Origin of the sequence: Streptomyces cadmiisoli (assembly GCF_003261055.1) — a bacterium.
Classification (GTDB): Bacteria; Actinomycetota; Actinomycetes; order Streptomycetales; family Streptomycetaceae; genus Streptomyces; species Streptomyces cadmiisoli.
In genome coordinates, this window is record NZ_CP030073.1 from 2,692,467 (window position 1) to 2,714,788 (window position 22,322).

The window sequence follows — 22,322 nt, forward strand, 5'->3', positions numbered from 1 at the left end:
CGCGCGTGGCGGGTCAGTAGGCCGGGAGCGTGCGCGGGCCGAGGTCGTCGCGGGCGGGAGGCCGGTCCAGGCGCACGGAGGCGCCGAGCACGCTCAGACCGTGCGGGGCGACGACCACCGGCTCCAGTGTGATCGCGACCACTTCCGGGTGGTCGTCGACCAGCCGGGAGACACGCAGGAGCAACTCCTCCAGGGCGGGGGTGTCGACGGGCGCCGAACCGCGCCAGCCGAACAGCAGCGGCGCCGTCCGGATCGATCGGATCAGCGAGGTCGCCTCACGGTCGGTGACCGGGATCAACCGGTGTGCGGTGTCGTCCAGCAATTGGGAGGCGGCCCCGGCGAGCCCGAAGGAGAGCACCGCCCCGGCCGCCGGGTCGATCACGGCGCGTACGACGGTGTCCACTCCCCGCGGGGCCATCGTCTGCACGACCGGGCGCAGCTCCTCGGGCTTGCCGAACAGCTCGGTCAATTCGGCGTACGCACGGCGCAGTTGCTCCTCGTCGGCCAGGTCCAGGCGGACGCCGCCCAGGTCGGCCCGGTGGCGCAGGTGGGGGGCGGTGGCCTTGAGTGCCACCGGGTAGCCGAGGGCACGGGCGGCGGCCGCGGCGTCGTCGGGGGTGGGGGCGGGCAGGGCGCGGTGCACGTCGACGCCGTACTTGCCGAGCAGCTCGTACGTCTCCGTCGCGCCGAGGGTGAGGCCCTGTCCGCGGGTGAGCAACCCGTCGATCAGCGCGGCGGCGCCCGGCTCGTCGATGTCCTCGTACGCGGGCACCTTGCCCGGATCGGCGGCGTCCCGTCGCCACTGCGCGTACCGGACGGCTTCGGCGAGGGCGCGCACGGCGCGCTCGGCGGCGGGGTACGCCGGGATGAGCCGGGAGTCGGGTTCCGTTTCCGGTTCTGTTTCCTCCCCTTCTTTCGCTGCCGCCGGCTCCTCGGTCGGCGGGTGCGGGGCGGTCGTACCGGTGGGTGGGCTGTCCGCCCAGGTGGGTGGGCGGTCGGCCGCGGTGGGTGGGTGATCGGCCGCGGTGGGCGGGCGGACCGCCGAGGTGGGTGGGCGGTCGGCTTCGGTGGGCGGGTGGTCGGCGGGATGGAGCACGCGGGTGCCGGTCGCGGGGGCGGGAGTGCCGGCGGCAGAGGTGCCGGCGGTGGTGGTCCCGTTGGCCGAGGTTCCGGCGGCCGCGGTTCCGGTTGCGGGCTGCGGTGCCGTGCTGGCCGCGGCCGACAGCGCCTCGGCGAGTCCCCCCAGCTCCACGTGCACCACGAGCACCGGCTTCGTCGGGAACGCCAGGGCCGCCGACCGCAGCGCCTGCGCCAGCGCCGCGTCCGCGACGGAGGCCTCCCCGATCGCCGGTATGGCGGTGACCACGACGGAGTCGCACGTGTCGTCCGCCAGCGCCCGCGACAGCGCCGACCGGAAGTCCTCCGCCGAGGCCTGTGTGGTCAGGTCCAGCGGAGGCAGCGGCCGCAGCCCCTCGGAGAGGCACGCGTCGTAGGTCAGCAGCCCGAGGGACTCGGAGTTCCCCAGGATCGCGACCCTCGGTCCCCTCGGCAGCGGTTGCCGCGCCAGCAGCAGACCGGCGTCGACCAGCTCCGTGATGGTGTCCACCCGGATCACCCCGGCCTGGCGCAGCAGCTCGGACACGGTGGTGTGCGGCAGCCGTGTCGCCCGGACGGCGTGCCCCTGCGGGGCCGCGCCGCCGTGGCGCGCTCCCTGCACGACGACCAGTGGCTTGGCCGCGGCGGTCCGCCGCGCGAGCCGGGTGAACTTGCGCGGGTTGCCGATCGACTCCAGGTACATCAGGGCGACGTCGGTGTCCGGGTCGTCGTACCAGTACTGCAGGACGTCGTTGCCGGAGACGTCCGCCCTGTTGCCGGACGAGACGAAGGTGGACACGCCGGTGACGCCGGTGACGCCGCCGCCGCGCCGGTGCAGCCGGGACAGCAGTGCGATCCCGATGGCGCCGGACTGGGCGAAGAGTCCGATCCGGCCGGGGCGCGGCATCTCGGGCGCCAGGGAGGCGTTGAGGCGGACGTCCGGCGCGGTGTTGATGATCCCGAAGGCGTTCGGCCCGATGATCCGCATGCCGTACGCACGCGCGTGCCGCACGAGCGCGCGCTGGCGCTCCCGCCCGTCAGGACCGCTCTCGGCATAACCGGCGGAGATCACCACCAGTCCCTGCACGCCGTGTTCGCCGCACTCGGTGACCACCTCGGGCACGTACTCGGCCGGGACGGCCACGACGGCCAGGTCGACGGGCTCGTCGATGTCGCGCACCGAGGCAAACGCCGGCACGCCGTCGAGGTCGGTCCGCCCGGGGGGCAGGGCGCTGTTCACCGCGTACAGCCGGCCGGTGAAGCCCGCCTCCCGGATGTTGCCGAGGAGGCCGCGGCCCACCCCGCCGGGGGTGCGGCCCGCGCCGACGACGGCGATGGAACCGGGCGAAAGCAGCCGCCGTACCGACCGGGCCTCGGCGCGCTGTTCACGCGCGCGTTGCACCGCGAGCGAGCGGTCGGTGGGTTCGAGGCCGAACTCCAGGCGTACGACGCCGTCCTCGAAGCTGCGCTTCTGGGTGTACCCGGCGTCCGTGAACACCTTGATCATCTTGCTGTTGGCGGGCAGCACCTCGGCGGCGAAGCGGCGGATGCCGCGCTCACGGGCGACGGCGGCGATGTGTTCGAGGAGGGCCGAGGCGACACCGCGTCCCTGGTGGGCGTCCTGCACCAGGAAGGCGACCTCGGCCTCGTCGGCGGGCGCGGAGGCGGGGAGGCCGTCGGCGCCGATGCGGTCGTAGCGCACGGTCGCGATGAACTCGCCGCCGATCGTGGCCGCGAGTCCCACCCTGTCCACGAAGTCGTGGTGCGTGAAGCGGTGGACGTCCTTGGCGGACAGACGCGGGTAGGGCGCGAAGAAGCGGTAGTACTTCGATTCGTCGGAGACCTGCTCGTAGAAGCTGACCAGGCGCTCGGCGTCATCAACGGTGATGGGGCGGACGCGCGCCGTGCCGCCGTCGCGCAGCACCACGTCGGCTTCCCAGTGGGCGGGGTACTCGCTCCGTTCCGACGAGCTCTGCATGCGCCCCAGAGTACGGCTCGCGTCCGACAACGGCGCGAGGCAGTCTGTGGTCTGTGGAAGCACGAGCGTCGGGCCGAGGCCGCGGTCCGGCACTGCCCGGGGCCGACCACGGGGCGGCACCGGGCACACTTCACGATATGGGAAACTGGTCTAGACAACCCTGAACACCTGAAGGGCAGCATCACATGGCTGAGCGCCGCGTCAACATCGGCTGGGCCGAGGGCCTCCACGCCCGCCCCGCCGCCATCTTCGTCCGAGCCGCCACGGCCGCAGGCGTCCCGGTGACGATCGCCAAGGCCGGGGGCAACCCCGTCAACGCGGCCTCCATGCTCGCCGTCCTGGGCCTGGGCGCCCAGGGTGGCGAGGAGATCGTCCTGGCCTCCGACGCCGAGGGCGCCGAGGTCGCGCTCGACCGCCTGGCCAAGCTGGTCGCCGAGGGCCTCGAGGAACTGCCCGAGACCGTCTGACCGCCTCGCGCGGCGGTCACCGAAGCCGCGTCGCCCGTCCCGGGCGGCGCGGCTTCACCTTTTCCGGCGGCGCGGCTTCGCCCTTCCCGTCGCGGCGCGACTTCACGCTCCCGGCGGCGCGGCTTCGCCCTTCCCTGACGGTCCGGGAAATTTTCCGTGACGGGCACACCCATTCCGCACGGGCACGCCTTTGAGGCGCGCACGTGAATTCCCGCCGCACCCGGAAAAGGGCAGGGCTAATACGCTGCCACCGAATATCTCCTCTTTGTATACGGTGCATGTGTTAATTCCGCAGGCCCGACATGTTTACGGGATGTTGCGAAGTCCTCACACGGTCGGAGCGGGCCTGGCCGCCGGGAAACCGGAGCCGGTGCGCGGTGGTGGCGCGCTCCGTGTGCAGGGCTGTCAGTGCCCGCGCCCGCTCGCCGTCGCCGCGCGAAACGGCGTCCACGATCGCGCCGTGCTCGGTCCAGGACTCCACGGGCGCGGCCGGAGCGTCCACGGTGTACATCCAGGCGATCTTGTGTCGAAGCTGGGTCAGCATCGCGATCAGAGCCGGGCTGCCGGAGGCCTGCGCCAGCGTCTCGTGGAACCAGCCGCCCAGGGAGCGCAGATCGTCGCTGTTGCCCCTCCTGGCCCGCTCCTGGCCCAGCCGGACGAGACCGCGCAGAACCTTCATGTGGGCCTCGGTGCGCCGCTGCGCGGCCCGCGCGGCGCCCAGCGGCTCCAGCAGCATGCGCATCTCCAGCAGGTCGGCGGCCTCCAGTTCGGTGGGTTCCGCGACGCACGCGCCCGCGTGCCGCCGGGTCACCACGAACCCCTCGGCCTCCAGGGTGCGCAGTGCCTCCCGGACGGGGACGCGCGAGACGCCGTAGCGGCGCGCGAGGAGTTCCTCGGTGAGCCGGCTGCCGCGCTCGTGGACACCGGCAACGATGTCGTCCCGGATCGCCGTGCACACCGAGTGCGCCGGAATACGCATGACCGACCTCCGCCTTAATCCCCGTGAAACGTCGACGAGTGACGCGTGTTCGTGACTCTATTCCAATGAGCTGGAATCTCCGACGGCGGGCCGGAATCCATAGATATTTTTTGGACAAACAGGCACCGGAAACACCGAAAGCCCCGGTTCGGTGAACCGGGGCTTTCGGGTGGCGCGGGGGGTCCGTCGTCAGAGGCTCACGCCGTGCGAACGGAGGTAGGCCACGGGATCGACGTCCGAGCCGTACTCGGCGCTCGTGCGGGCCTCGAAGTGGAGGTGCGGTCCGGTGACGTTGCCGGTGGCGCCGGACAGGGCGATCTGCTCGCCCGGGGTGACCGTCCGGCCGACGGAGACCGCGATGGACGAGAGATGGCTGTACTGGGTGTACGAGCCGTCGTTCATCCGGATGACGACCTGGTTGCCGTACGCCCCGTCCCAGCCCGCCTCGACGACGGTGCCGGAACCGACCGCGTGCACGGGCGTGCCGCTCGCGGCGTGGAAGTCGATGCCGGTGTGGCTGCCGGAGGACCACAGGGAACCGCCGGCCTGGTAGCCGGTCGAGATGTAGGAGCCGCCGATCGGCGGGACGTAGGTGTTGAGGCGCTTGCGCTCGGCCTCGCGGGCGGCGCGCTCCTTGGCCTCGCGCGCCTCCTCGGCCCGCTGCTCCGCGAGCTTCTTCGCCGCGGCCTCCGCGCGCCGCTCGGCGGCGGCCTCCTCGGCCGCCTGCTGCTGCGCGACCGCCTGGGCGTCGATCTGCTCGGCGACCGAGTCGCCCAGGGTGATGACCGGCATCAGCCCGGTCTGCTCGGCGGCCGGTTCGGCGGCCGACGCGGAGACGGCCAGGGTGCCGATGACGCCGGTGGTGGTGAGCGCTGCGACGCCCGCCGCACGGGCGGTGGTGCGCTGCATCCGGCCGGGACGACGATGCTTCCCGGTGGCGCGGGTGAACGCCATGTAGTGGCTTGTCCTTTCCTTCCTTCTCGCCTACCGGGTTAGCTGACGGGTTCGGAGCAGGAAGGTCTCCTACGGACACCCTCGCTGGGCGCGGGCGTCCGATTCACCCCAGGGACTGCATCATTGGGTCCCCGGCTCCCCTGGCTCGCGCCGTACGGGGACTCGGCGATGGCTGTCCGGTGCCGCGGACGCGGCGCACTGCGTGACGGACAGCCCGGATGACGCTAAACGGGGCATCTTTCAATCCCCAAACGGAACACCGCTTTTGTAGCGCATGCCACAGGCCAGACAGGCAACCTCTCCCCCAATCCGGACATAAGGGAGCCCTGGTGACTCTTCCTTCACCAGGGCTCCCGCGCGCGTGCCGCCGTCCGGATCCCTACTCGGCCGGAACGACGGTCACTTCGCCGATGCCCAGAGCCTCGACGGGCTCCTTGATCTGCGCCGCGTCACCGACGAGAACCGCCACCAGGCGGTCCACCGGGAAGGCGTTGACGACGGCCGCGGTCGCCTCGACGGTGCCGGTCGCGGCGAGCTGCTGGTACAGCGTCGCCTGGTAGTCGTCGGGGAGGTGCTGCTCGACCTGGTCGGCCAGCGTGCCCGCGACGGCCGCCGCGGTCTCGTACTTCAGCGGCGCCACCCCGACGAGGTTCTGCACGGCGATGTCCCGCTCGGCGTCGGTCAGACCGTCGGCGGCGAGCGTCCTGAGCACCGTCCAGAGGTCCTCGAGCGCCGGGCCGGTGTTCGGCGTGTCGACCGCGCCGCTGATGGCGAGCATCGCGGCACCGCTGCCGTCGGGCGCGGAGCGCAGCACCTGGCTGAACGCGCGCACGCCGTACGTGTAGCCCTTCTCCTCGCGCAGGACGCGGTCCAGACGGGAGGTGAGGGTGCCGCCCAGGCAGTACGTGCCGAGGACCTGGGCGGCCCACACGCGGTCGTGGCGGTCGGATCCGACACGACCGATCAGCAGCTGCGTCTGTACGGCGCCGGGCCGGTCCACGACGACGATCCTGCCGCGGTCGTCGGCGGTCACCGGCGGCACGGGCCGCGACCGGGCCGCGGAACCGGTCCAGGCGCCCAGCGTGTCGCCGAGCAGCGCGTCGAGGTCGACGCCGGTGAGGTCGCCGACCACCACGGCGGTCGCCGTCGCGGGGCGAACGTGCTTCTCGTAGAAGGCGCGGACCGCCGCGGAGTCGATGCCGGCCACCGTCTCCTCGGTGCCCTGGCGCGGCCGGGACATGCGCGAGGTCGCGGGGAACAGCTCCTTGGAGAGTTCCTTGGCCGCGCGGCGGGCGGGGTTGGCCAGCTCGTGCGGGATCTCGTCCAACCGGTTGCGGACGAGCCGCTCGACCTCGCTGTCGGCGAACGCGGGCGCCCTGAGGGCGTCGGCGAGCAGGCCGAGGCCCTTGGCCAGGCGGGACGCCGGAACCTCCAGGCTCAGGCGGACACCGGAATGGTCGGCGTGCGCGTCGAGGGTGGCGCCGCAGCGCTCCAGCTCGGCGGCGAACTCCTCGGCGGAGTGCTTGTCGGTGCCCTCGGAGAAGGCCCGCGCCATGATCGTGGCGACTCCGTCGAGGCCGTCCGGCTCGGCCTCCAGGGGCGCGTCCAGCAGCACCTCCACGGCGATGACCTGCTGGCCGGGGCGGTGGCAGCGCAGGACGGTCAGGTCATTGTCGAGGCTGCCTCGGACAGGGGCCGGGAAGGCCCAGGGGCGGGCCTCGCCCGCCTGCGGCTGCGGGTGGAATTCCATCGCGGCGAGCTCGGTCACTTGGCCGCCTCCTCGTCCTCGTCGGTGGCGGCGGCTTCCGCGCCCTCGGTGTCATCGGCTTCGCCGGACGTCGGCTCGTAGACGAGCACCGCCCGGTTGTCGGGCCGCAGGCGGGCCTTGGCGACCTCCCGGACCTCCTCCGCCGTGACGGTCAGCAGGCGCTGGACGGCGGTCAGGGCCAGCTTGGGGTCGCCGAACAGCACGGCGTACCGGCACAGTTCGTCGGCGCGGCTGGCGACCGTACCGAGACGGTCCAGCCACTCGCGCTCCAACAGGGCCTGGGCGCGCTCCATCTCCTCCTCGGTGGGGCCCTCCTCGGCGAACCGGCGCAGCTCGTCGTCGACGGCGGCCTCGATGACCGGTACCTCGACGTCTCCGGACGCCTTCACGTCCAGCCAGCCAAGGGAGGGCGCTCCGGCCAGCCGCAGCACGCCGAAGCCGGCCGCGACGGCCGTACGGTCCCGCCGGACCAGACGGTTGTACAGGCGGGAGGACTCGCCGCCGCCGAGGATCGTCAGCGCCACGTCCGCCGCGTCGCACGCGCGCGTGCCGTCGTGCGGGAGCCGGTAGGCGGCCATCAGCGCGCGCGAGGGGACGTCCTCCTCGACGACCTCGCGCAGCTGCTCGCCGATGACGTCGGGCAGCGAGCCGTCGCGCGGGGACCGCTTGCCGTCGTGCGCGGGGATGGAGCCGAAGTACTTCTCGATCCAGACGAGCGTCTGCTCCTGGTCGATGTCGCCGACGACCGCCAGTACCGCGTTGTTGGGCGCGTAGTACGTGCGGAAGAACTCGCGCGCCTCCTCCAGCGTCGCCGCGTCCAGGTCGGCCATCGAGCCGATCGGCGTGTGGTGGTAAGGATGCCCGTCCGGGTAGGCGAGGGCGGTCAGCTTCTCGAACGCCGTGCCGTAGGGGACGTTGTCGTAGCGCTGCCGGCGCTCGTTCTTGACGACGCTGCGCTGGTTCTCCAGCGACTCCTCGTCCAGCGCGGCGAGCAGCGAGCCCATGCGGTCCGCCTCCAGCCAGAGGGCGAGCTCCAGCTGGTGGGCGGGCATGGTCTCGAAATAGTTGGTGCGCTCGAAACTGGTGGTGCCGTTCGGCGAGCCGCCCGCGCCCTGCACCAGCTCGAAGTGCCCGTTGTCCTTGACCTGGGCGGAACCCTGGAACATCAGGTGCTCGAAAAGGTGAGCCAGACCGGTACGCCCCTTGACTTCGTGGCGCGAGCCGACGTCGTACCAGAGGCACACCGCCGCGACCGGGGTCAGGTGGTCCTCGGAGAGCACCACGCGCAGCCCGTTCGCCAGGCGGTGCTCGGTCGCTGTCAGGCCGCCGGAGCCTGCCTCGGCTGTGGCCGTGTGACCCATGGGCATGTACGTCCCTTCGATCGCGACGCGGTCGTGGAAACCGCGGTTTTACTACCGGTCCTGCCACTGTATGCAAGCTCGACGACCAGGTGGGAAGTTCCCGGAGCTCGTACGCCGAGAGCGAGAACGGAGTCACTCGCCGCGAGGGCGTAGCCTGCGGTCAGCGCGGGGCGGGCCGGCCGAGGCCGGGTGCCGCGTCCGCGTTGTCAGTACCGCGGTCCACAATGGTCGCGTCAGAAACGTCGAACACTTCAGCACGAGTGAGCTCGACAGCGGCGTCAGCGCCGCGTGGGCGAGCGATCAGGAAACAGGAGGAGCCGGCAGCGATGGCCCGCCGCAGCACGAAGACCCCGCCGCCCGACGACTCGTACGAGGAGCGGATCCTCGACATCGACGTCGTGGACGAAATGCAGGGCTCCTTCCTCGAGTACGCGTACTCGGTCATCTACTCCCGAGCCCTGCCCGACGCCCGTGACGGCCTCAAGCCCGTCCACCGCCGCATCGTCTACCAGATGAACGAGATGGGCGTGCGCCCCGACCGGGGGTACGTGAAGTGCGCCCGCGTCGTCGGCGAGGTCATGGGCAAGCTCCACCCGCACGGCGACGCGTCGATCTACGACGCCCTGGTGCGCCTGGCCCAGCCCTTCTCCATGCGCGTGCCGCTGGTGGACGGCCACGGCAACTTCGGCTCACTGGGCAACGACGACCCGCCGGCCGCGATGCGTTACACCGAGTGCCGGATGGCCGAGGCCACCAGCCTGATGACGGAGTCGATCGACGAGGACACCGTCGACTTCGCACCGAACTACGACGGCCAGGAGCAGGAGCCCGTCGCCCTGCCCGCCGCCTTCCCGAACCTGCTGGTCAACGGCTCGTCGGGCATCGCGGTCGGCATGGCCACCAACATGCCCCCGCACAACCTGCGGGAGGTCATCGCGGCGGCCCGCCACCTGATCAAGCACCCGAACGCCGATCTGGACGCCCTGATGCGGCACGTCCCCGGCCCGGACCTGCCCACCGGCGGCCGGATCGTCGGGCTGTCCGGGATCCGGGACGCCTACGAGTCGGGCCGCGGCACGTTCAAGATCCGCGCGACGGTGACCGTGGAGGACGTGACGGCGCGCCGCAAGGGCCTGATCGTCACCGAGCTGCCCTTCGCCGTCGGCCCGGAGAAGGTGATCGCGAAGATCAAGGACCTGGTCGGGTCGAAGAAGCTCCAGGGCATCGCCGACGTCAAGGACCTCACCGACCGTGAGCACGGGCTGCGCCTGGTCATCGAGATCAAGAACGGCTTCGTGCCGGAGGCGGTCCTGGAGCAGCTCTACAAGCTGACGCCGATGGAGGAGTCCTTCGGCATCAACAACGTCGCGCTGGTGGACGGCCAGCCCCTCACGCTCGGCCTCAAGGAGCTCCTGGAGGTCTACCTCGACCACCGCTTCGAAGTCGTGCGCCGCCGCTCGGAGTTCCGCCGGGGCAAGAGGCGCGACCGGCTGCACCTGGTCGAGGGTCTGCTCACGGCGCTGGTGGACATCGACGAGGTGATCCGCCTGATCCGCTCCAGCGAGAACTCCGCGCAGGCGAAGGAACGCCTGATGGAGCGCTTCGGGCTGAGCGACGTCCAGACCCAGTACATCCTGGACACGCCGCTGCGCCGCCTCACCAAGTACGACCGGATCGAGCTGGAGGCGGAGAAGGACCGGCTCACCGCCGAGATCGCCGAGCTGACCCGGATCCTCGAATCGGACGCGGAGCTGCGCAAGCTGGTCTCCACCGAACTGGCCGCCGTGGCCAAGAAGTTCGGCAGCGAGCGCCGTACGGTCCTGCTGGAGTCCGCCGGCGCCCCGGCGACCACCGTGTCGCTCCAGGTGGCGGACGACCCGTGCCGGGTGCTCCTGTCCTCGACGGGCCTGCTGGCCCGCACGGCGAACGGCGAGCCGTTCCCGGAGGACGCCGAGGGCCGGCGCGCCAAGCACGACGTGATCGTCTCCGCGGTCCCGGCCACGGCGCGCGGCGAGGTGGGCGCGGTCACGTCGTCCGGCCGGCTGCTCCGGATCGATGTCGTCGACCTGCCGCGGCTCCCGGACACGGCGGCGGCCCCGAACCTCTCCGGGGGCGCTCCGCTGGCCGAGTTCGTCTCCCTCGAGGACGACGAGACGATCGTCTGCCTGACCACGCTCGACGAGTCCTCGCCCGGCCTGGCGCTCGGCACGGAACAGGGTGTCGTCAAGCGCGTGGTGCCCGACTACCCGGCGAACAAGGACGAGCTGGAGGTCATCACCCTCAAGGACGGCGACCGGATCGTCGGCGCGGTCGAACTGCGCACCGGCGAGGAGGACCTGGTCTTCATCACCGACGACGCGCAGCTGCTGCGCTTCCAGGCCTCGCAGGTCCGTCCCCAGGGCCGCCCCGCGGGCGGTATGGCGGGCATCAAGCCGACCACCGGCGCCAAGGTCATCTCGTTCACCGCGGTGGACCCGGCCGCGGACGCGGTCGTCTTCACCGTCGCGGGCTCGCGCGGCACACTGGACGACTCCGTCCAGACCACCGCCAAGCTCACCCCGTTCGACCAGTACCCGCGCAAGGGCCGTGCCACCGGCGGTGTGCGCTGCCAGCGCTTCCTGAAGGGCGAGGACTGCCTGTCCTTCGCCTGGGCGGGTGTGACTCCGGCGCTGGCCGCGCAGAAGAACGGCTCGCCGACCGAGCTCCCCGAGGTCGACCCGCGCCGCGACGGCTCGGGCGTGTCACTGGCCAAGCCGGTGGCCGCGGTGGCGGGACCGGTCTAGGCCGTCGGACCGTCGGGGGCGGCCTCCTCGAAGGCCGCCCCCTGATGGGCCGACTCCTGAAGGGCCTCCGCCTCGGAGTGCCGCGCGTAGCGCAGGACGCCCCACATGCCGTGCTCGTCGGCGTGTGGGGCGTCGCTCTCGCAGGCCCCCAGTTCCTTGCCGAGGGCCGTGGTGTCGATGCCCGAGCCGATCAGGACGAGCTGGGTCAGGCGGCTCTCGCCGGCGGGCCAGGGCCCGGGGTAGAAGCGGAGGAACCGTCCGACGGCGTGCACGAGATAGCGGTTGCGGGTGTCGTGCGCACCGAAGTGGACGTACCCCTTGATCCGGTACAGCCCCTCGGGCCGGCTGTCGAGGAACTCCATCAACCGGCGCGGGTCCAGCGGCACTTCGGAGACGAACGACAGGCTGTCGTAGCCCGTGTGCAGATGACCGCCGTGGTCGTGACCGGTGTCGGCACCGTGCTCGTGCAGGTCGTCGAACGACAGCTGCCCGATCCGCTCCCGCGACGGCCGGCAGTCGAACAGGAACTCGGGATCGACACGGCCGTGCACGGCGGGGACGACGGCGGCCCGGTCGGCGAGGGAGCGGACGAGACCGAGGACCGGCTCGGGGTCGGGCACCCGGTCGACCTTGTTGACCACGACGAGGTCGGCCAGTGCGAGGTGCCGTTCGATCTCGGGGTGCCGGGCGCGGGTGTCGTCGAACTCGGCGGCGTCCACGACCTCGATCAGCCCGCCGTAGACCACCCGGGGATTCTCGCCGGCCAGCACCATGCGCACCAGTTCCTCGGGCTCGGCCAGTCCGCTGGCCTCGATGACGACGACGTCGATGCCGAGGTCCGGCCGGGTCAGCCGCTCCAGGTAGCCGTCCAGCTCGCTGGCGTCCACGGCACAGCACAGACACCCGTTGCCGAGGGAGACGGTGGAGTCGCCGAGGGCGCCCGCCACCGCCATCGCGTCGATCTCGATGGCGCCGAAGTCGTTCACGACGGCGCCGATACGGCTGCCGCCGCTGCGGTGGAGGAGATGGTTGAGCAGTGTGGTCTTGCCGGAGCCCAGGAATCCGGCGAGCACGACGACCGGGATCTGCTGCGGGCTCGGGCTCTGCCCCACCGTGCGACCTCTCTCACGCCTACGCGTGCACCGGTTCACGGCCCGGTGCACCTTCGGGATCTCGAATGCTTCCCCAGGATACGAGCCCACGGAATCGCCACGAAGTGAACGATTGTTAGCAGCACTTGCGGGGCAGACGTTGGACATGGCGCCGGTTTGTGCGACCCTCGCTTCCTTCCGTGCGCCTCCTCTCCGCCTCCCCGCCGATCAGAGCCGCTCGGCATTCTGGGAGACGGCAAGCGCCGCCCACCGCTCGCCGGTCCCCTCCCGTCGACCCGCACACCCGACGACCGGCGGACGGCCGCCTGACTCGGGGGTTGACATGGCCACACGGAACAATGCAGCGGGGAGGCTGGCCTCCGCCGCGGCCGGACTGATGCTCGCGACCGCGGCGGTGACGCTGATCGCACGTCAGCGGCGTCTTGAGGAAGCACGCCTGCAGGTGAAGCGACTCGAACTGGAGGAGCTGGCGTCCCGGCGCACGGCGATAGCGCACCAGCAGCGCATGCACTGGGAGCTGCTGGCCAAGGCGATCGACGATCCGTCGCTGGCCGCGGTGATCGACACCTACGACAAGAGCATCCCGGCGGAGAAGCGGCGGCAGTACTTCTTCGCCAACGCTTGGTACGTCAACCTGTACCACCTTCACCGTGCGGGCATCGTGGACCAGGAGGAGTTGTACGGACACTTGCGGGAGCTGTTCCAGAGCCCCCTCCTACGGGAGTACTGGGAGGCGTCCAAGGGCCAGCGCGCGACGTTGAAGCACACCTCCGACGAGGCCCGGATCGGGCGGATGGTGGACGGCCTCATCAGAGACCTCGACGAAGCCGACACGGACGAGTGGTGGGTCGTGGGCAACCCGCCTTCCAACTGATCGCACAAGGCTCAGCGATTCGGCCGCCTCTCGGCAGTCACACCTGTCACAATGCAGCGCGAAAGTGCCCCACATTGTGTAAGGACCGGTACCCCTTGAAGATCGTGCGCCGTATCGGTGTGCCTCCGAGTGCCCGTGGCAGTGCTTCGGGAGCCAACTGCCCCGACCTGTTCGAACTGAGTGACGGCAACTTCGCCGTCATCGGTACGGAGGCCACCGAGGTGCTGGAGAAGGAACTGCCCGCCGACGCCTCCCGCGCGGACTACGAACGCATCGTCATCGTCAGCCGGGAGACCCTCATCCGCGCCAAGGCAGACATCCCCGACGCCTGAACGCAGCGCACGAGCTCACCTCCATCCCCGACTCGTCGCGTCCACCGCCCCGGCCGCAGGCGACCGCCCGCGAACCGGAGCCCGTCCGGCGGGCAGACCGGCATCCCGTACCTGCTCGATCCCCACCGATGAGGCCTGGCGCCAGAACGGCACCAGGCCGCACGCATGTCTCAGGCCGCCTCCGGTACCTTGACCGGCGCCCCCGGCCCCACATACCGCGCCGCCGGCCGGATGATCTTCGAGTCCTGTGCCTGTTCCAGGATGTTGGCGCTCCAGCCCACGACACGAGCCGCCGCGAAGGTGGGCGTGAACATCTCGCGCGGCAGGCCGCACAGCTCCATGACTACGCCCGCGTAGAACTCCACGTTGGTGTGCAGCTCCCGCCCCGGTTTGAGTTCGGCGAGGATCGCCTCCACCCGGCGCTCGACCTCCACCGCGAAGTCCACCAGCGGCCCGCCGAACTCCTGGGCGATGCCGCGCAGCATGCGCGAGCGAGGGTCCTCGGTGCGGTATACGGGGTGGCCGAAGCCCATGATGCGGTCCCCGGCGACGACGCGTTCCCGGATCCAGGAGTCGATCCGGTCCACCGTGCCGATCGCGTCCAGCGTGTCCAGCGCCCGGCTGGGAGCACCCCCGTGCAGGGGACCGGACAGCGCGCCGACCGCGCCCACCAGACAGGCCGCCACGTCGGCTCCCGTGGACGCGACGACCCTCGCGGTGAACGTTGACGCATTGAACCCGTGATCAATGGTTGAGATCAGATACTGCTCGACCGCCCGCGCCTGCCGTGGTTCCGGCTCCGAACCCGTCAACATGTACAGGTAGTTCGCCGCGTACGACAGATCCTCGCGCGGCGGCACGGGGTCGAGCCCGCGGCCCAGCCGGTACAACGCCGTCAGCATGGTCGGTACGGCGGCGGCCACCGCGACCGTGTCCGCCCGGCGCCGGTCCGTTTCGATGTCGTACACGGGCCGGAGGCCTTTGGCCGCGCCCAGCAGGGACAGGGCCGTGCGCAGCCCGGCCAGCGGTCCGGAGCGGCCCCCTGCGGCGGCGATGACGGGAAGCGCCGCGGACACCTCGTCGGGCAGCCTCCGCAGCGCCGCCGTCTCGGCGGCGAAGGCCGCGCCGCGGTCGCCGTCGGGCAGTTCACCGTGCACGAGAAGGTGCCAGACGTCCTCGAAGCCGCGGGTCTGCGCGAGTTCGACGGCGGAGTACTGCCGGTAGTGGTAGAAGCCCTCGAGACCGCGGACGTCGCCGATCTCGGTGTCGGTCACGACGACACCGGCGAGTCCCCGCGGTACATCGACGGAGGTGACTGCGGACCTGTTGACGGACATGAATTCCTCCCTGAACTTGATTCGACTGTCTATGCTTGACTCATCACTGTCAATATTGACGCGATCAACATTCAGTCCAGGCCGATACGGTGACCCCCATGCGTGATCAAGCACCGGACCCCGTCCGGCCGCAGCGACGGCTGAGCACCAAGGAGGCCGCCGAACTGCTCGGCGTGAAGCCCGAGACCGTCTACGCGTATGTGAGCCGCGGGCAGCTCAGCAGCCGGCGCGCGCCCGGCGCCCGGGGCAGCACGTTCGACGCCGCGGAGGTGGAGGCACTGGCTCGGCGGAACAGACGTGAGACCGGCGGGACTCCGTCCTCAGGCGGCGACCTGGCGGTCCGTACCCGCATCACGCTCATCGACCGGGACCGGTACTACTTCCGCGGCGTCGACGCCACCGAGCTGGCCGCCCGGCACTCCTACGAGGAGATCGCGGAGTGGCTGTGGACCGGGCACCTGCGGCCCGGCGTCACGTTCGACGCTCCCGAGGCGGCCGTCAGCGTGGCCCGGCGCGCCGTGGACGCCCTGCCGGACCACGCCGGCCCCGCCGACCGGCTTCGCGTCGCCGTGATCGCCGCCGCGACCGCCGACCCCCTGCGCTTCGACCTCTCCGAGGAGGCCGTGCTGGGCACGGCACGCGCCCTGATCCCCACGATGGTCGCCGCCCTGCCACCCGTGCGGCGCGCGCGCCGCGGCGAGGGGTCACTGGCTCGCAGCCTCTGGGCGCGGCTCAGTGGGCGCGACCCCGACGAGGCGTCGCTGCGGGCGCTGGACACGGCGCTCGGACTGCTCGTCGACCACGACCTGGCGGCGTCCACCCTCGCGGTGCGTGTCGCCGCGTCGGCCCACGCGCACGCGTACGCCGCCGTCTCCGCCGGGCTCGGCGTGATCGAGGGCCCGCTGCACGGGGCGGCCGGCGGCCTCGCCCACCGGATGCTGCTCGACGTACTCGACCAGGGCGACGCTGCGCCCGTGGTGGCGGAGGAACTCCGGGCCGGCCGCCGCATCCCGGGGCTCGGGCACCCGCTGTACACGGCCGAGGACCCCCGCGCGGTGGCCCTCTTCCGGCTCCTCAAGGACATCCCCCACGCCGCGCCCGCCCTCGCTGCGGCCCGGGACGTGGAGGCGACGGCCGCCCGGCACACGCCGCTGCACGCCAATGTGGACCTCGCGCTCGCCGTGCTCACCGCGTCCTGCGCGATGCCGGCCACGGCCGGAGAGACGATCTTCGCCGTCGCCCGGACGGCGGGCTGGATCGCACATGCCCTGGAGGAGTACCGGGAACGCCCGCTGCGGATGCGCCCGAGCGGCCGCTACGTCGGTCCTGAACCACCACAACCCCTCCCGTAACAGGAACACCAGCACGCCCGGAAGTCACGCCGAACCAAGTCAGGTTAGGCTCACCTCTGTGAGTACGTGTGCCACCGTCTCGCGGGACCTCGGCGAGCCCATTTCCGGAACCGCGGCGACCGCCAGGACCTGGCTCCTGCTGGAGCAACCCGGTCCGTGGGGCGCCCGGGCGCTCACCCAGAGCCACCTCGACCCCGCTCTGGGCCGCGCTCTGGAGGCGGCCGCCGAGAACACGGGCGTGCGCATCGCCCTGATCCGCCGCGCCGGGCGCCACGCCGACAGCGGCACGCCCTCCCTGCGCCAGGTGTACGCGGCCCACACCGCGCCCGGCAACACGTGGCTGCGCTCCGCCACCACGACCGACCCGGAGCGTCTGCTCGACCTCGACTTCACCGCGCTCGGCGCCGGTGACCACCGCACGTTCGACGCGGCGCTGCGGGGCCACCCGCACACCGGCGACCCGCTCGCGCTGGTGTGCACCAACGGCAAGCGGGACCGGTGCTGCGCGCTCCTCGGCCGCCCTCTCGCGGCCGAGCTCGCCGCCTCCGGCGTGGGCGGCATCTGGGAGGTCACTCATCTGGGCGGTCATCGCTTCTCCCCGACCGTGCTCGTCCTGCCGTACGGCTACGCCTACGGCCGCGTCGAGGCCCGCACCGTCAAGGAGATCCTGCACGGGGTCACGGAGGGACGGATCGTCGTGGAGGGCTGCCGCGGGTCCTCGGCCTGGGAAAGGCCCGGACAAGCGGCCGAACTGGCCGTCCGGGCGGCGGCCGGCGAGCTCGCGGCGGACGCGCTGAGCGTCGTACGGACCGAGAACGCGGTGCGGACGGACGGTGCCGCCGCCCGCTGGGAGGTGACCGTCGCCCACATCGACGGACGCCACTGGCGGGTCGTGGTGGCCCAGGGCGCCTCCCTGCCGCCCCGCCCGGAGACCTGCGGCACATCGGTGCTGGGCGCGCCGGCGCGGATGGACGTGGTGGCGGTACGCGAACTGACCGTGGCGGCACTCGCAAGCTGAACCGCGGCACCACCGACCCGTACATCCCCCCACCCCCACCCGGCACACGGAGTCCGGCGTCCGGCGTCCGGCGTCCGGCCAGGCAGTCGGCCGGTCCGTTCGCCGCCCCGGGACCCCCTACGGCAATGTCGGTCCCCCCACGTACCGTCGTGGGTATGAGCCGCACTCCCCCCACGACGCGCCGCCTGCGCCTCGGCCTGCCGCGCCGGGTGTTCTCGCAGGTGCTGCTGATGCAGGTGGCGATCGCCGCCGGGGTCGCGGTCCTCGCGACCGGGCTGTTCCTCGCCCCGCTCGGCGACCAGCTGGACGACCAGGCCATGCGGCGGGCGCTCGCGATCGCGCAGACCACCGCGGCGCAGCCGCAGCTCGCCGAGGACCTGCGCGGTACGTCCGCGACGGTCGACGGGCCGGTCCAGCGGGAGGCGGAACGGATCCGGAAGGCCACCCGCGCCGAGTACGTGGTGGTGATGGACCGGCAGGGCGTGCGCTGGTCGCACACCGAGCCGGCGGAGATCGGCCGGCACGTCTCGACGGACCCCAGCGACGCGCTGGCCGGCCAGGAGGTCATGGAGATCGACGAGGGCACCCTCGGCCGCTCCGCGCGCGGGAAGGTGCCGCTGCGCGACCGTGACGGCGACATCGTGGGCGCCGTCTCGGTCGGCATCGCGTACGACAGCGTCCGGGCCCGCCTCATCCACTCGATCCCCGAGCTGCTGGCGTACGCCGGCGGTGCCCTGGCCGTCGGCACGCTGGCCGCCTGGCTCGTCTCCCGGCGGGTGCAGCGGCAGACGAGGGACCTGGCCTTCTCGGACATCGCGGGCCTGCTCGCCGAGCGCGAGGCCATGCTGCACGGCATCAGGGAGGGCGTCGTGGCGCTCGACCGCGCGGGCCGCATCCGGCTGCTGAACGACGAGGCCCAGCGCCTGCTGGGCGTCGGGAACCAGGTCGTCGGCAGCACTCCCGACGAGGCCTTCGGCAAGGGACGTACGGCCGAGGTGCTGGCCGGCCGGGCCGCCGGCACCGACCTGCTCACCGTGCGCGGCACGCGCGTGCTGGTGGCGAACCGCATGCCCACCGGCGACGGCGGCTCCGTGGCCACCCTGCGCGACCGCACCGAACTGGAGGAGCTCGGCCGGGAGCTGGACTCCACGCGCGGCCTGATCGACGCCCTGCGCGCCCAGGACCACGAGTACGCCAACCGAATGCACACGCTGCTGGGGCTGCTGGAGCTGGAGATGTACGACGAGGCCGTGGAGTTCGCCGGTGAGGTCATCGGCACCCACCGGGACACTGCCGAGGAGGTCACCGAGAAGATCAAGGATCCGCTGCTCGCCGCGCTGCTGGTCGGCAAGGCGACGGTGGCGGCCGAGCGGGGCGTGGCGCTGCGGATATCGGGCCGCACCCGGCTCCCGGACCGTGTGATCGACGCCAGGGGGCTGGTCACGATCGTCGGCAACCTGGTGGACAACGCGCTGGACGCCGTGGCGGGCACCGCGCACGCGCGCGTGGAGGCCGAGTTGAACGCCGAGGGCCGTACGGCCGTGCTCATCGTCCGGGACACGGGGCCCGGAATCCCGGCGGAGCTACGAGAGTTGATCTTCACCGAGGGGTGGTCCACGAAGAAGCCTCCGGCGCACCGGGAGCGGGGTATCGGCCTGGCCATGGTGCGCAGGCTGGCGGAGCGGCAGGGAGGTTCGGCGACGGTGGACGACGCGGCTGGCGGTGGCGCGGAGTTCACCGTGGTGCTGCCTGAAGCCCTGACCGATCCGGAGGCGGAACCCGCCCTCACCGCTCCGTCGGCCCGCGATGCCGTCGAGGCCGTCGAGGCCGTCGAGGAGGAGGCGCGATGATCGAGGTCCTGGTCGTGGACGACGACACGGCGGTGGCCCGGGTGAACGCGGCGTACGTCGAGAAGGTGCAGGGCTTCCGGGTCGCCGGGCAGGCGCACAGCGCGGCCGAGGCACTACGGCAGATGGAGGCGCTGCCGCAGGTCGATCTGGTCCTCATGGATCACTACCTGCCCGACGAGACGGGCCTGGCGGTGGTGCAGGAGATGCGCCGGCGTGGCCACCAGACCGACGTGATCATGGTGACCGCGGCGCGGGACATCTCCACGGTGCAGTCGGCGATGCGGCAGGGCGCGCTCCAGTACCTCGTCAAGCCGTTCGCCTTCGCGGGCCTGCGCGCCAAGCTGGAGGCGTACGCGCAACTGCGCCGGACCCTGGACGGCGGCGGCGAAGCCGAGCAGGCGGAGGTGGACCGCATCTTCGGTGCCCTGTCCGCACCGTCGGAGCCGAACCTGCCCAAGGGGCACTCCCCGACGACCGCGGAGCTCGTCAGACAGTCCCTGAAGAACGCCGAGGGCCCCTTGTCCGCCCAGGAGATCGCCGAACGCACCGGGGTGAGCCGGCAGACCGCACAGCGCTATCTGAAGCTCCTGGAACGCACGGGACGGGCGACGCTGACCCTGAAGTACGGCGACGCGGGCCGTCCCGAACACCGTTACGTGTGGGCGACCCGCGTCTGAGGCCACGGTCACGGGAGCGCACGGGTGCCCGTCGTCGCCCGTGGACGGCCCCCTGGCCGCCCGCGCGCCGGTCCTGGGCCGCCGGGGCCGGTAAGGCCTTTCCCGTCGGTCCTGGGGGCGACTGTGCGCGTTGCCTGCCACGGCACTAGGCCGCACCAGCCCCGGTGAGCGATCGCACCTGGGTCTCCGCGTGCTTGGCCTCGTCCGGTGGTTCCGCCGAGGTGACCGTGCCCAGCCAGCCGGCGACGAAGCCCAGCGGGATGGAGACGAGGCCCGGGTTCTGCAGCGGGAAGTACTGGAAGTCGACGCCCGGGAACAGCGATTCGGGGCTGCCCGACACGACCGGTGACAGCACGACGAGGGCGACGGCCGGGATCAGACCGCCGTAGACCGCCCAGACCGCCCCGCGGGTGGTGAAGCCGCGCCAGAACAGCGAGTAGAGCAGCACCGGCAGGTTCGCGGAGGCGGCGACGGCGAAGGCGAGGCCGACCAGGAATGCGACGTTGAGGTCGCGGGCGAGGAGTCCCAGAGCGATCGCCAGCACGCCGATACCGACCGAGGCCGCGCGGGCGACGCTCACCTCGCTGCGCGGCCGGGCCCCGCGGCGGCGCAGGGACGCGTACAGGTCGTGCGCCACGGACGCCGAGGAGGCGAGCGTGATCCCGGCGACGACGGCGAGGATGGTCGCGAAGGCGACAGCCGCGACGACCGCGAAGAGGACCGTTCCCCCCGTGGAGCCCGCGCCGCCGCCCAGGTCGAGTGCGAGCAGCGGTACGGCGGTGTTGCCGGCCGTGTTCGAGTCGCGCACCTCGTCGGGTCCCACGATCGCCGCCGCGCCGAAACCGAGGACGATCGTCATCAGGTAGAAGCTGCCGATGAGTCCGATCGCCCACACCACGGACCGCCGCGCCGCCCGTGCGGTGGGCACGGTGTAGAACCGGGACAGGATGTGCGGCAGTCCGGCCGTCCCGAGCACCAGGGCGAGGCCGAGGCTGATGAAGTCGAGGCGCGCCGTCCAGTCCTCGCCGTACTTCAGCCCGGGCGCGAGGAACGCGTCGCCGTGACCGCTGCGCTCCGCCGCCGAGCGCAGCAGTTGGTCGAAGTCTCCGTGGAAGCGCACCAGGACGAGCACGGTGAGCGTGATGGCGCCGCCCATCAGCAGGACCGCCTTCACGATCTGGATCCATGTGGTGGCCCGCATCCCGCCCAGCGACACATAGATGACCATGAGCGCCCCGACCCCGATGACGGTCCAGGACTGCGCCGCCCCGCTCGTCCCGCCCAGCAGCAGGGCGACCAGGCTGCCCGCACCCACCATCTGCGCCACCAGATAGAGAACGGACACGGTGACCGAGGAGGTTCCCGCGGCGATCCGCACCGGACGCTCGCGCATCCGCGCGGCGACGACGTCGGCGAGGGTGAACCTGCCGCAGTTGCGCACCAGTTCGGCGACCAGGAACAGCACCACGAGCCAGGCCACCAGGAAGCCCACGGAGTACAGCAGCCCGTCGTAGCCGAACAGCGCGATGAGCCCGGAGATGCCCAGGAACGAGGCGGCCGACATGTAGTCGCCGGCAATGGCAAAACCATTCTCTATCGGCGAGAAGAGACGCCCTCCGGCGTAGAACTCCTCCGCCGAGCCGTGCCGGTTGCGGCTCACCCAGGTCGTGATCCCCAGCGTGACGGCGATGAACACGCTGAACAGCAGCAGGGCCAGCGACTGATGGTTGTCCGTCACAGGGCACCGCCGCGCGCGCCGCGGGTCAGTTCCTGAGTGTCCCAGCGCAGTTCGAGCGCGGCGCGATCCCTGCGCAGCCGCGCGTGCCGCGCGTAGGCCCAGGTGAGCAGGAAGGTGCTGAGGAACTGTCCGAGCCCGGCCAGCATCGCCACGTTCACCGCGCCCACCACGGGACGGGCCATGAACCCCGGCGCCGTCGTGGCGGTGACCACGTACGCCACGTACCAGGCGAAGAAGCCGACCCCCGCCGGCACGACGAACCTCAGATAGCGGCCGCGCACCTCCTGGAAGGCCGCGCTGCGCTGCACTTCGAGGTACACCTCCGCCGCCGCGGGGGATTTCACGGGGTCGGGGACCTCGGGGCGGGGCGTCGGGACGAAGGACGACGCGGCGGCGCTGCCGCCCGATTCACCCCAGCCGGAGGCCAGTGCGTCGTACCAGGGGTCGTCGTACTTCACGGTTCCTGACGCCGCGGCGACACCGGGGTGGCGATCCTCGCGGTTCTCGAACGAATCCTCGGGGTCGCTCCCGCCCCCGCGGGCGCGACCGTTGCTTGAGTGCATGCTCAAGCATGGACAGAACGGGAAGATCCCCGACTCTTCTTCCCCGCGCTGTTCACCCCATCAGGTGACTCGACCCGCTGGTGA

At 71.9% G+C, this 22,322-nt stretch carries 17 protein-coding genes and 1 riboswitch; of the genes, 8 read left to right on the forward strand and 9 right to left on the reverse strand.

What is annotated here, in order from left to right; translation table 11 throughout:
* Positions 1 to 13: 13 nt before the first annotated feature.
* Positions 14 to 3,073: a bifunctional GNAT family N-acetyltransferase/acetate--CoA ligase family protein gene (locus tag DN051_RS11290; RefSeq protein WP_112438629.1), complete on the reverse strand. Its 3,060-nt coding sequence runs from the start codon at positions 3,071 to 3,073 to the stop codon at positions 14 to 16.
* 185 nt (positions 3,074 to 3,258) lie between these two features.
* Here DN051_RS11290 and DN051_RS11300 point away from each other — a divergent pair, with 185 nt between their 5' ends.
* The gene (locus DN051_RS11300; protein WP_053760770.1) at positions 3,259 to 3,540 is read left to right on the forward strand and encodes an HPr family phosphocarrier protein; all 282 of its coding nucleotides are present in this window, start codon (positions 3,259 to 3,261) and stop codon (positions 3,538 to 3,540) included.
* Between the two features lie 283 nt (positions 3,541 to 3,823).
* Here the strand turns inward: DN051_RS11300 and DN051_RS11305 are convergent, their stop codons facing one another.
* From DN051_RS11305 to DN051_RS11320, 4 genes are all read right to left on the reverse strand, one after another.
* Positions 3,824 to 4,519, reverse strand: coding sequence for a GntR family transcriptional regulator (locus tag DN051_RS11305; RefSeq protein WP_053760769.1), 696 nt, complete (start codon positions 4,517 to 4,519; stop codon positions 3,824 to 3,826).
* Positions 4,520 to 4,708: 189 nt separating this feature from the next.
* Entirely contained in the window at positions 4,709 to 5,473 is a 765-nt protein-coding gene (locus tag DN051_RS11310) for a M23 family metallopeptidase (protein WP_112438631.1), read from the reverse strand.
* Positions 5,474 to 5,486: 13 nt separating this feature from the next.
* A riboswitch (cyclic di-AMP (ydaO/yuaA leader) is annotated at positions 5,487 to 5,651 on the reverse strand.
* Positions 5,652 to 5,852: 201 nt separating this feature from the next.
* On the reverse strand, positions 5,853 to 7,241 hold the full coding sequence (locus DN051_RS11315; protein ID WP_112438632.1) for a M16 family metallopeptidase: 1,389 nt from the start codon (positions 7,239 to 7,241) through the stop codon (positions 5,853 to 5,855).
* Positions 7,238 to 8,608 carry a M16 family metallopeptidase gene (locus DN051_RS11320; RefSeq protein ID WP_053760766.1) on the reverse strand — a complete coding sequence of 457 codons (1,371 nt, stop codon included), beginning with the start codon at positions 8,606 to 8,608 and terminating at the stop codon, positions 7,238 to 7,240. The genes DN051_RS11315 and DN051_RS11320 overlap by 4 nt, the downstream gene beginning before the upstream one ends.
* A 320-nt stretch (positions 8,609 to 8,928) precedes the next feature.
* Here DN051_RS11320 and DN051_RS11325 point away from each other — a divergent pair, with 320 nt between their 5' ends.
* On the forward strand, positions 8,929 to 11,385 hold the full coding sequence (locus tag DN051_RS11325; protein ID WP_053760765.1) for a DNA gyrase/topoisomerase IV subunit A: 2,457 nt from the start codon (positions 8,929 to 8,931) through the stop codon (positions 11,383 to 11,385).
* Here DN051_RS11325 and DN051_RS11330 read toward each other — a convergent pair.
* The gene (locus tag DN051_RS11330; protein ID WP_246041000.1) at positions 11,382 to 12,497 is read right to left on the reverse strand and encodes a CobW family GTP-binding protein; all 1,116 of its coding nucleotides are present in this window, start codon (positions 12,495 to 12,497) and stop codon (positions 11,382 to 11,384) included. The two genes, DN051_RS11325 and DN051_RS11330, sit on opposite strands and share 4 nt — an antisense overlap.
* Before the next feature lie 322 nt (positions 12,498 to 12,819).
* Between DN051_RS11330 and DN051_RS11335 the strand changes: the two genes are divergently transcribed.
* Together DN051_RS11335 and DN051_RS11340 are read left to right on the forward strand one after the other, a co-directional pair.
* Positions 12,820 to 13,371 carry a DUF6082 family protein gene (locus DN051_RS11335; RefSeq protein ID WP_112438634.1) on the forward strand — a complete coding sequence of 184 codons (552 nt, stop codon included), beginning with the start codon at positions 12,820 to 12,822 and terminating at the stop codon, positions 13,369 to 13,371.
* A 95-nt stretch (positions 13,372 to 13,466) separates the two neighbouring features.
* Positions 13,467 to 13,703 carry a hypothetical protein gene (locus DN051_RS11340; RefSeq protein ID WP_107094009.1) on the forward strand — a complete coding sequence of 79 codons (237 nt, stop codon included), beginning with the start codon at positions 13,467 to 13,469 and terminating at the stop codon, positions 13,701 to 13,703.
* A gap of 170 nt (positions 13,704 to 13,873) precedes the next feature.
* Here the strand turns inward: DN051_RS11340 and DN051_RS11345 are convergent, their stop codons facing one another.
* Positions 13,874 to 15,040, reverse strand: a complete 1,167-nt coding sequence (locus DN051_RS11345; protein WP_112438635.1) for a citrate synthase/methylcitrate synthase — start codon at positions 15,038 to 15,040, stop codon at positions 13,874 to 13,876.
* A gap of 98 nt (positions 15,041 to 15,138) precedes the next feature.
* Between DN051_RS11345 and DN051_RS11350 the strand changes: the two genes are divergently transcribed.
* The 4 genes from DN051_RS11350 to DN051_RS11365 all read left to right on the forward strand — a co-directional run bounded on the left by DN051_RS11350 (position 15,139) and on the right by DN051_RS11365 (position 19,937).
* A complete protein-coding gene (locus tag DN051_RS11350; protein WP_112438636.1) occupies positions 15,139 to 16,392 on the forward strand; it encodes a citrate synthase in 1,254 nt (417 codons plus the stop codon).
* A 58-nt stretch (positions 16,393 to 16,450) separates the two neighbouring features.
* Entirely contained in the window at positions 16,451 to 17,410 is a 960-nt protein-coding gene (locus tag DN051_RS11355) for a ferredoxin family protein (RefSeq protein ID WP_112438637.1), read from the forward strand.
* Positions 17,411 to 17,565: 155 nt separating this feature from the next.
* Entirely contained in the window at positions 17,566 to 19,260 is a 1,695-nt protein-coding gene (locus tag DN051_RS11360) for an ATP-binding protein (protein WP_162624907.1), read from the forward strand.
* Positions 19,257 to 19,937 (forward strand): response regulator, encoded by a 681-nt coding sequence (locus DN051_RS11365; protein ID WP_053760758.1) that lies wholly within the window; start codon positions 19,257 to 19,259, stop codon positions 19,935 to 19,937. The genes DN051_RS11360 and DN051_RS11365 overlap by 4 nt, the downstream gene beginning before the upstream one ends.
* 145 nt (positions 19,938 to 20,082) lie before the next feature.
* Here DN051_RS11365 and DN051_RS11370 read toward each other — a convergent pair whose 3' ends face one another.
* Both DN051_RS11370 and DN051_RS11375 read right to left on the reverse strand, forming a co-directional pair.
* Positions 20,083 to 21,675, reverse strand: coding sequence for a solute symporter family protein (locus tag DN051_RS11370; protein ID WP_112438639.1), 1,593 nt, complete (start codon positions 21,673 to 21,675; stop codon positions 20,083 to 20,085).
* Positions 21,672 to 22,238: a DUF485 domain-containing protein gene (locus DN051_RS11375; protein ID WP_112438640.1), complete on the reverse strand. Its 567-nt coding sequence runs from the start codon at positions 22,236 to 22,238 to the stop codon at positions 21,672 to 21,674. The genes DN051_RS11370 and DN051_RS11375 overlap by 4 nt, the downstream gene beginning before the upstream one ends.
* Positions 22,239 to 22,322: the final 84 nt, after the last annotated feature.

Coding starts and splice junctions, on each gene's coding strand:
- DN051_RS11290 (WP_112438629.1), bottom strand. CDS start 3,073: ATGCAGAGCTCGTCGGAACGGAGCGAGTACCCCGCCCACTGGGAAGCC.
- DN051_RS11300 (WP_053760770.1), top strand. CDS start 3,259: ATGGCTGAGCGCCGCGTCAACATCGGCTGGGCCGAGGGCCTCCACGCC.
- DN051_RS11305 (WP_053760769.1), bottom strand. CDS start 4,519: ATGCGTATTCCGGCGCACTCGGTGTGCACGGCGATCCGGGACGACATC.
- DN051_RS11310 (WP_112438631.1), bottom strand. CDS start 5,473: ATGGCGTTCACCCGCGCCACCGGGAAGCATCGTCGTCCCGGCCGGATG.
- DN051_RS11320 (WP_053760766.1), bottom strand. CDS start 8,608: ATGCCCATGGGTCACACGGCCACAGCCGAGGCAGGCTCCGGCGGCCTG.
- DN051_RS11325 (WP_053760765.1), top strand. CDS start 8,929: ATGGCCCGCCGCAGCACGAAGACCCCGCCGCCCGACGACTCGTACGAG.
- DN051_RS11335 (WP_112438634.1), top strand. CDS start 12,820: ATGGCCACACGGAACAATGCAGCGGGGAGGCTGGCCTCCGCCGCGGCC.
- DN051_RS11345 (WP_112438635.1), bottom strand. CDS start 15,040: ATGTCCGTCAACAGGTCCGCAGTCACCTCCGTCGATGTACCGCGGGGA.
- DN051_RS11350 (WP_112438636.1), top strand. CDS start 15,139: ATGCGTGATCAAGCACCGGACCCCGTCCGGCCGCAGCGACGGCTGAGC.
- DN051_RS11360 (WP_162624907.1), top strand. CDS start 17,566: ATGAGCCGCACTCCCCCCACGACGCGCCGCCTGCGCCTCGGCCTGCCG.
- DN051_RS11365 (WP_053760758.1), top strand. CDS start 19,257: ATGATCGAGGTCCTGGTCGTGGACGACGACACGGCGGTGGCCCGGGTG.
- DN051_RS11375 (WP_112438640.1), bottom strand. CDS start 22,238: ATGCACTCAAGCAACGGTCGCGCCCGCGGGGGCGGGAGCGACCCCGAG.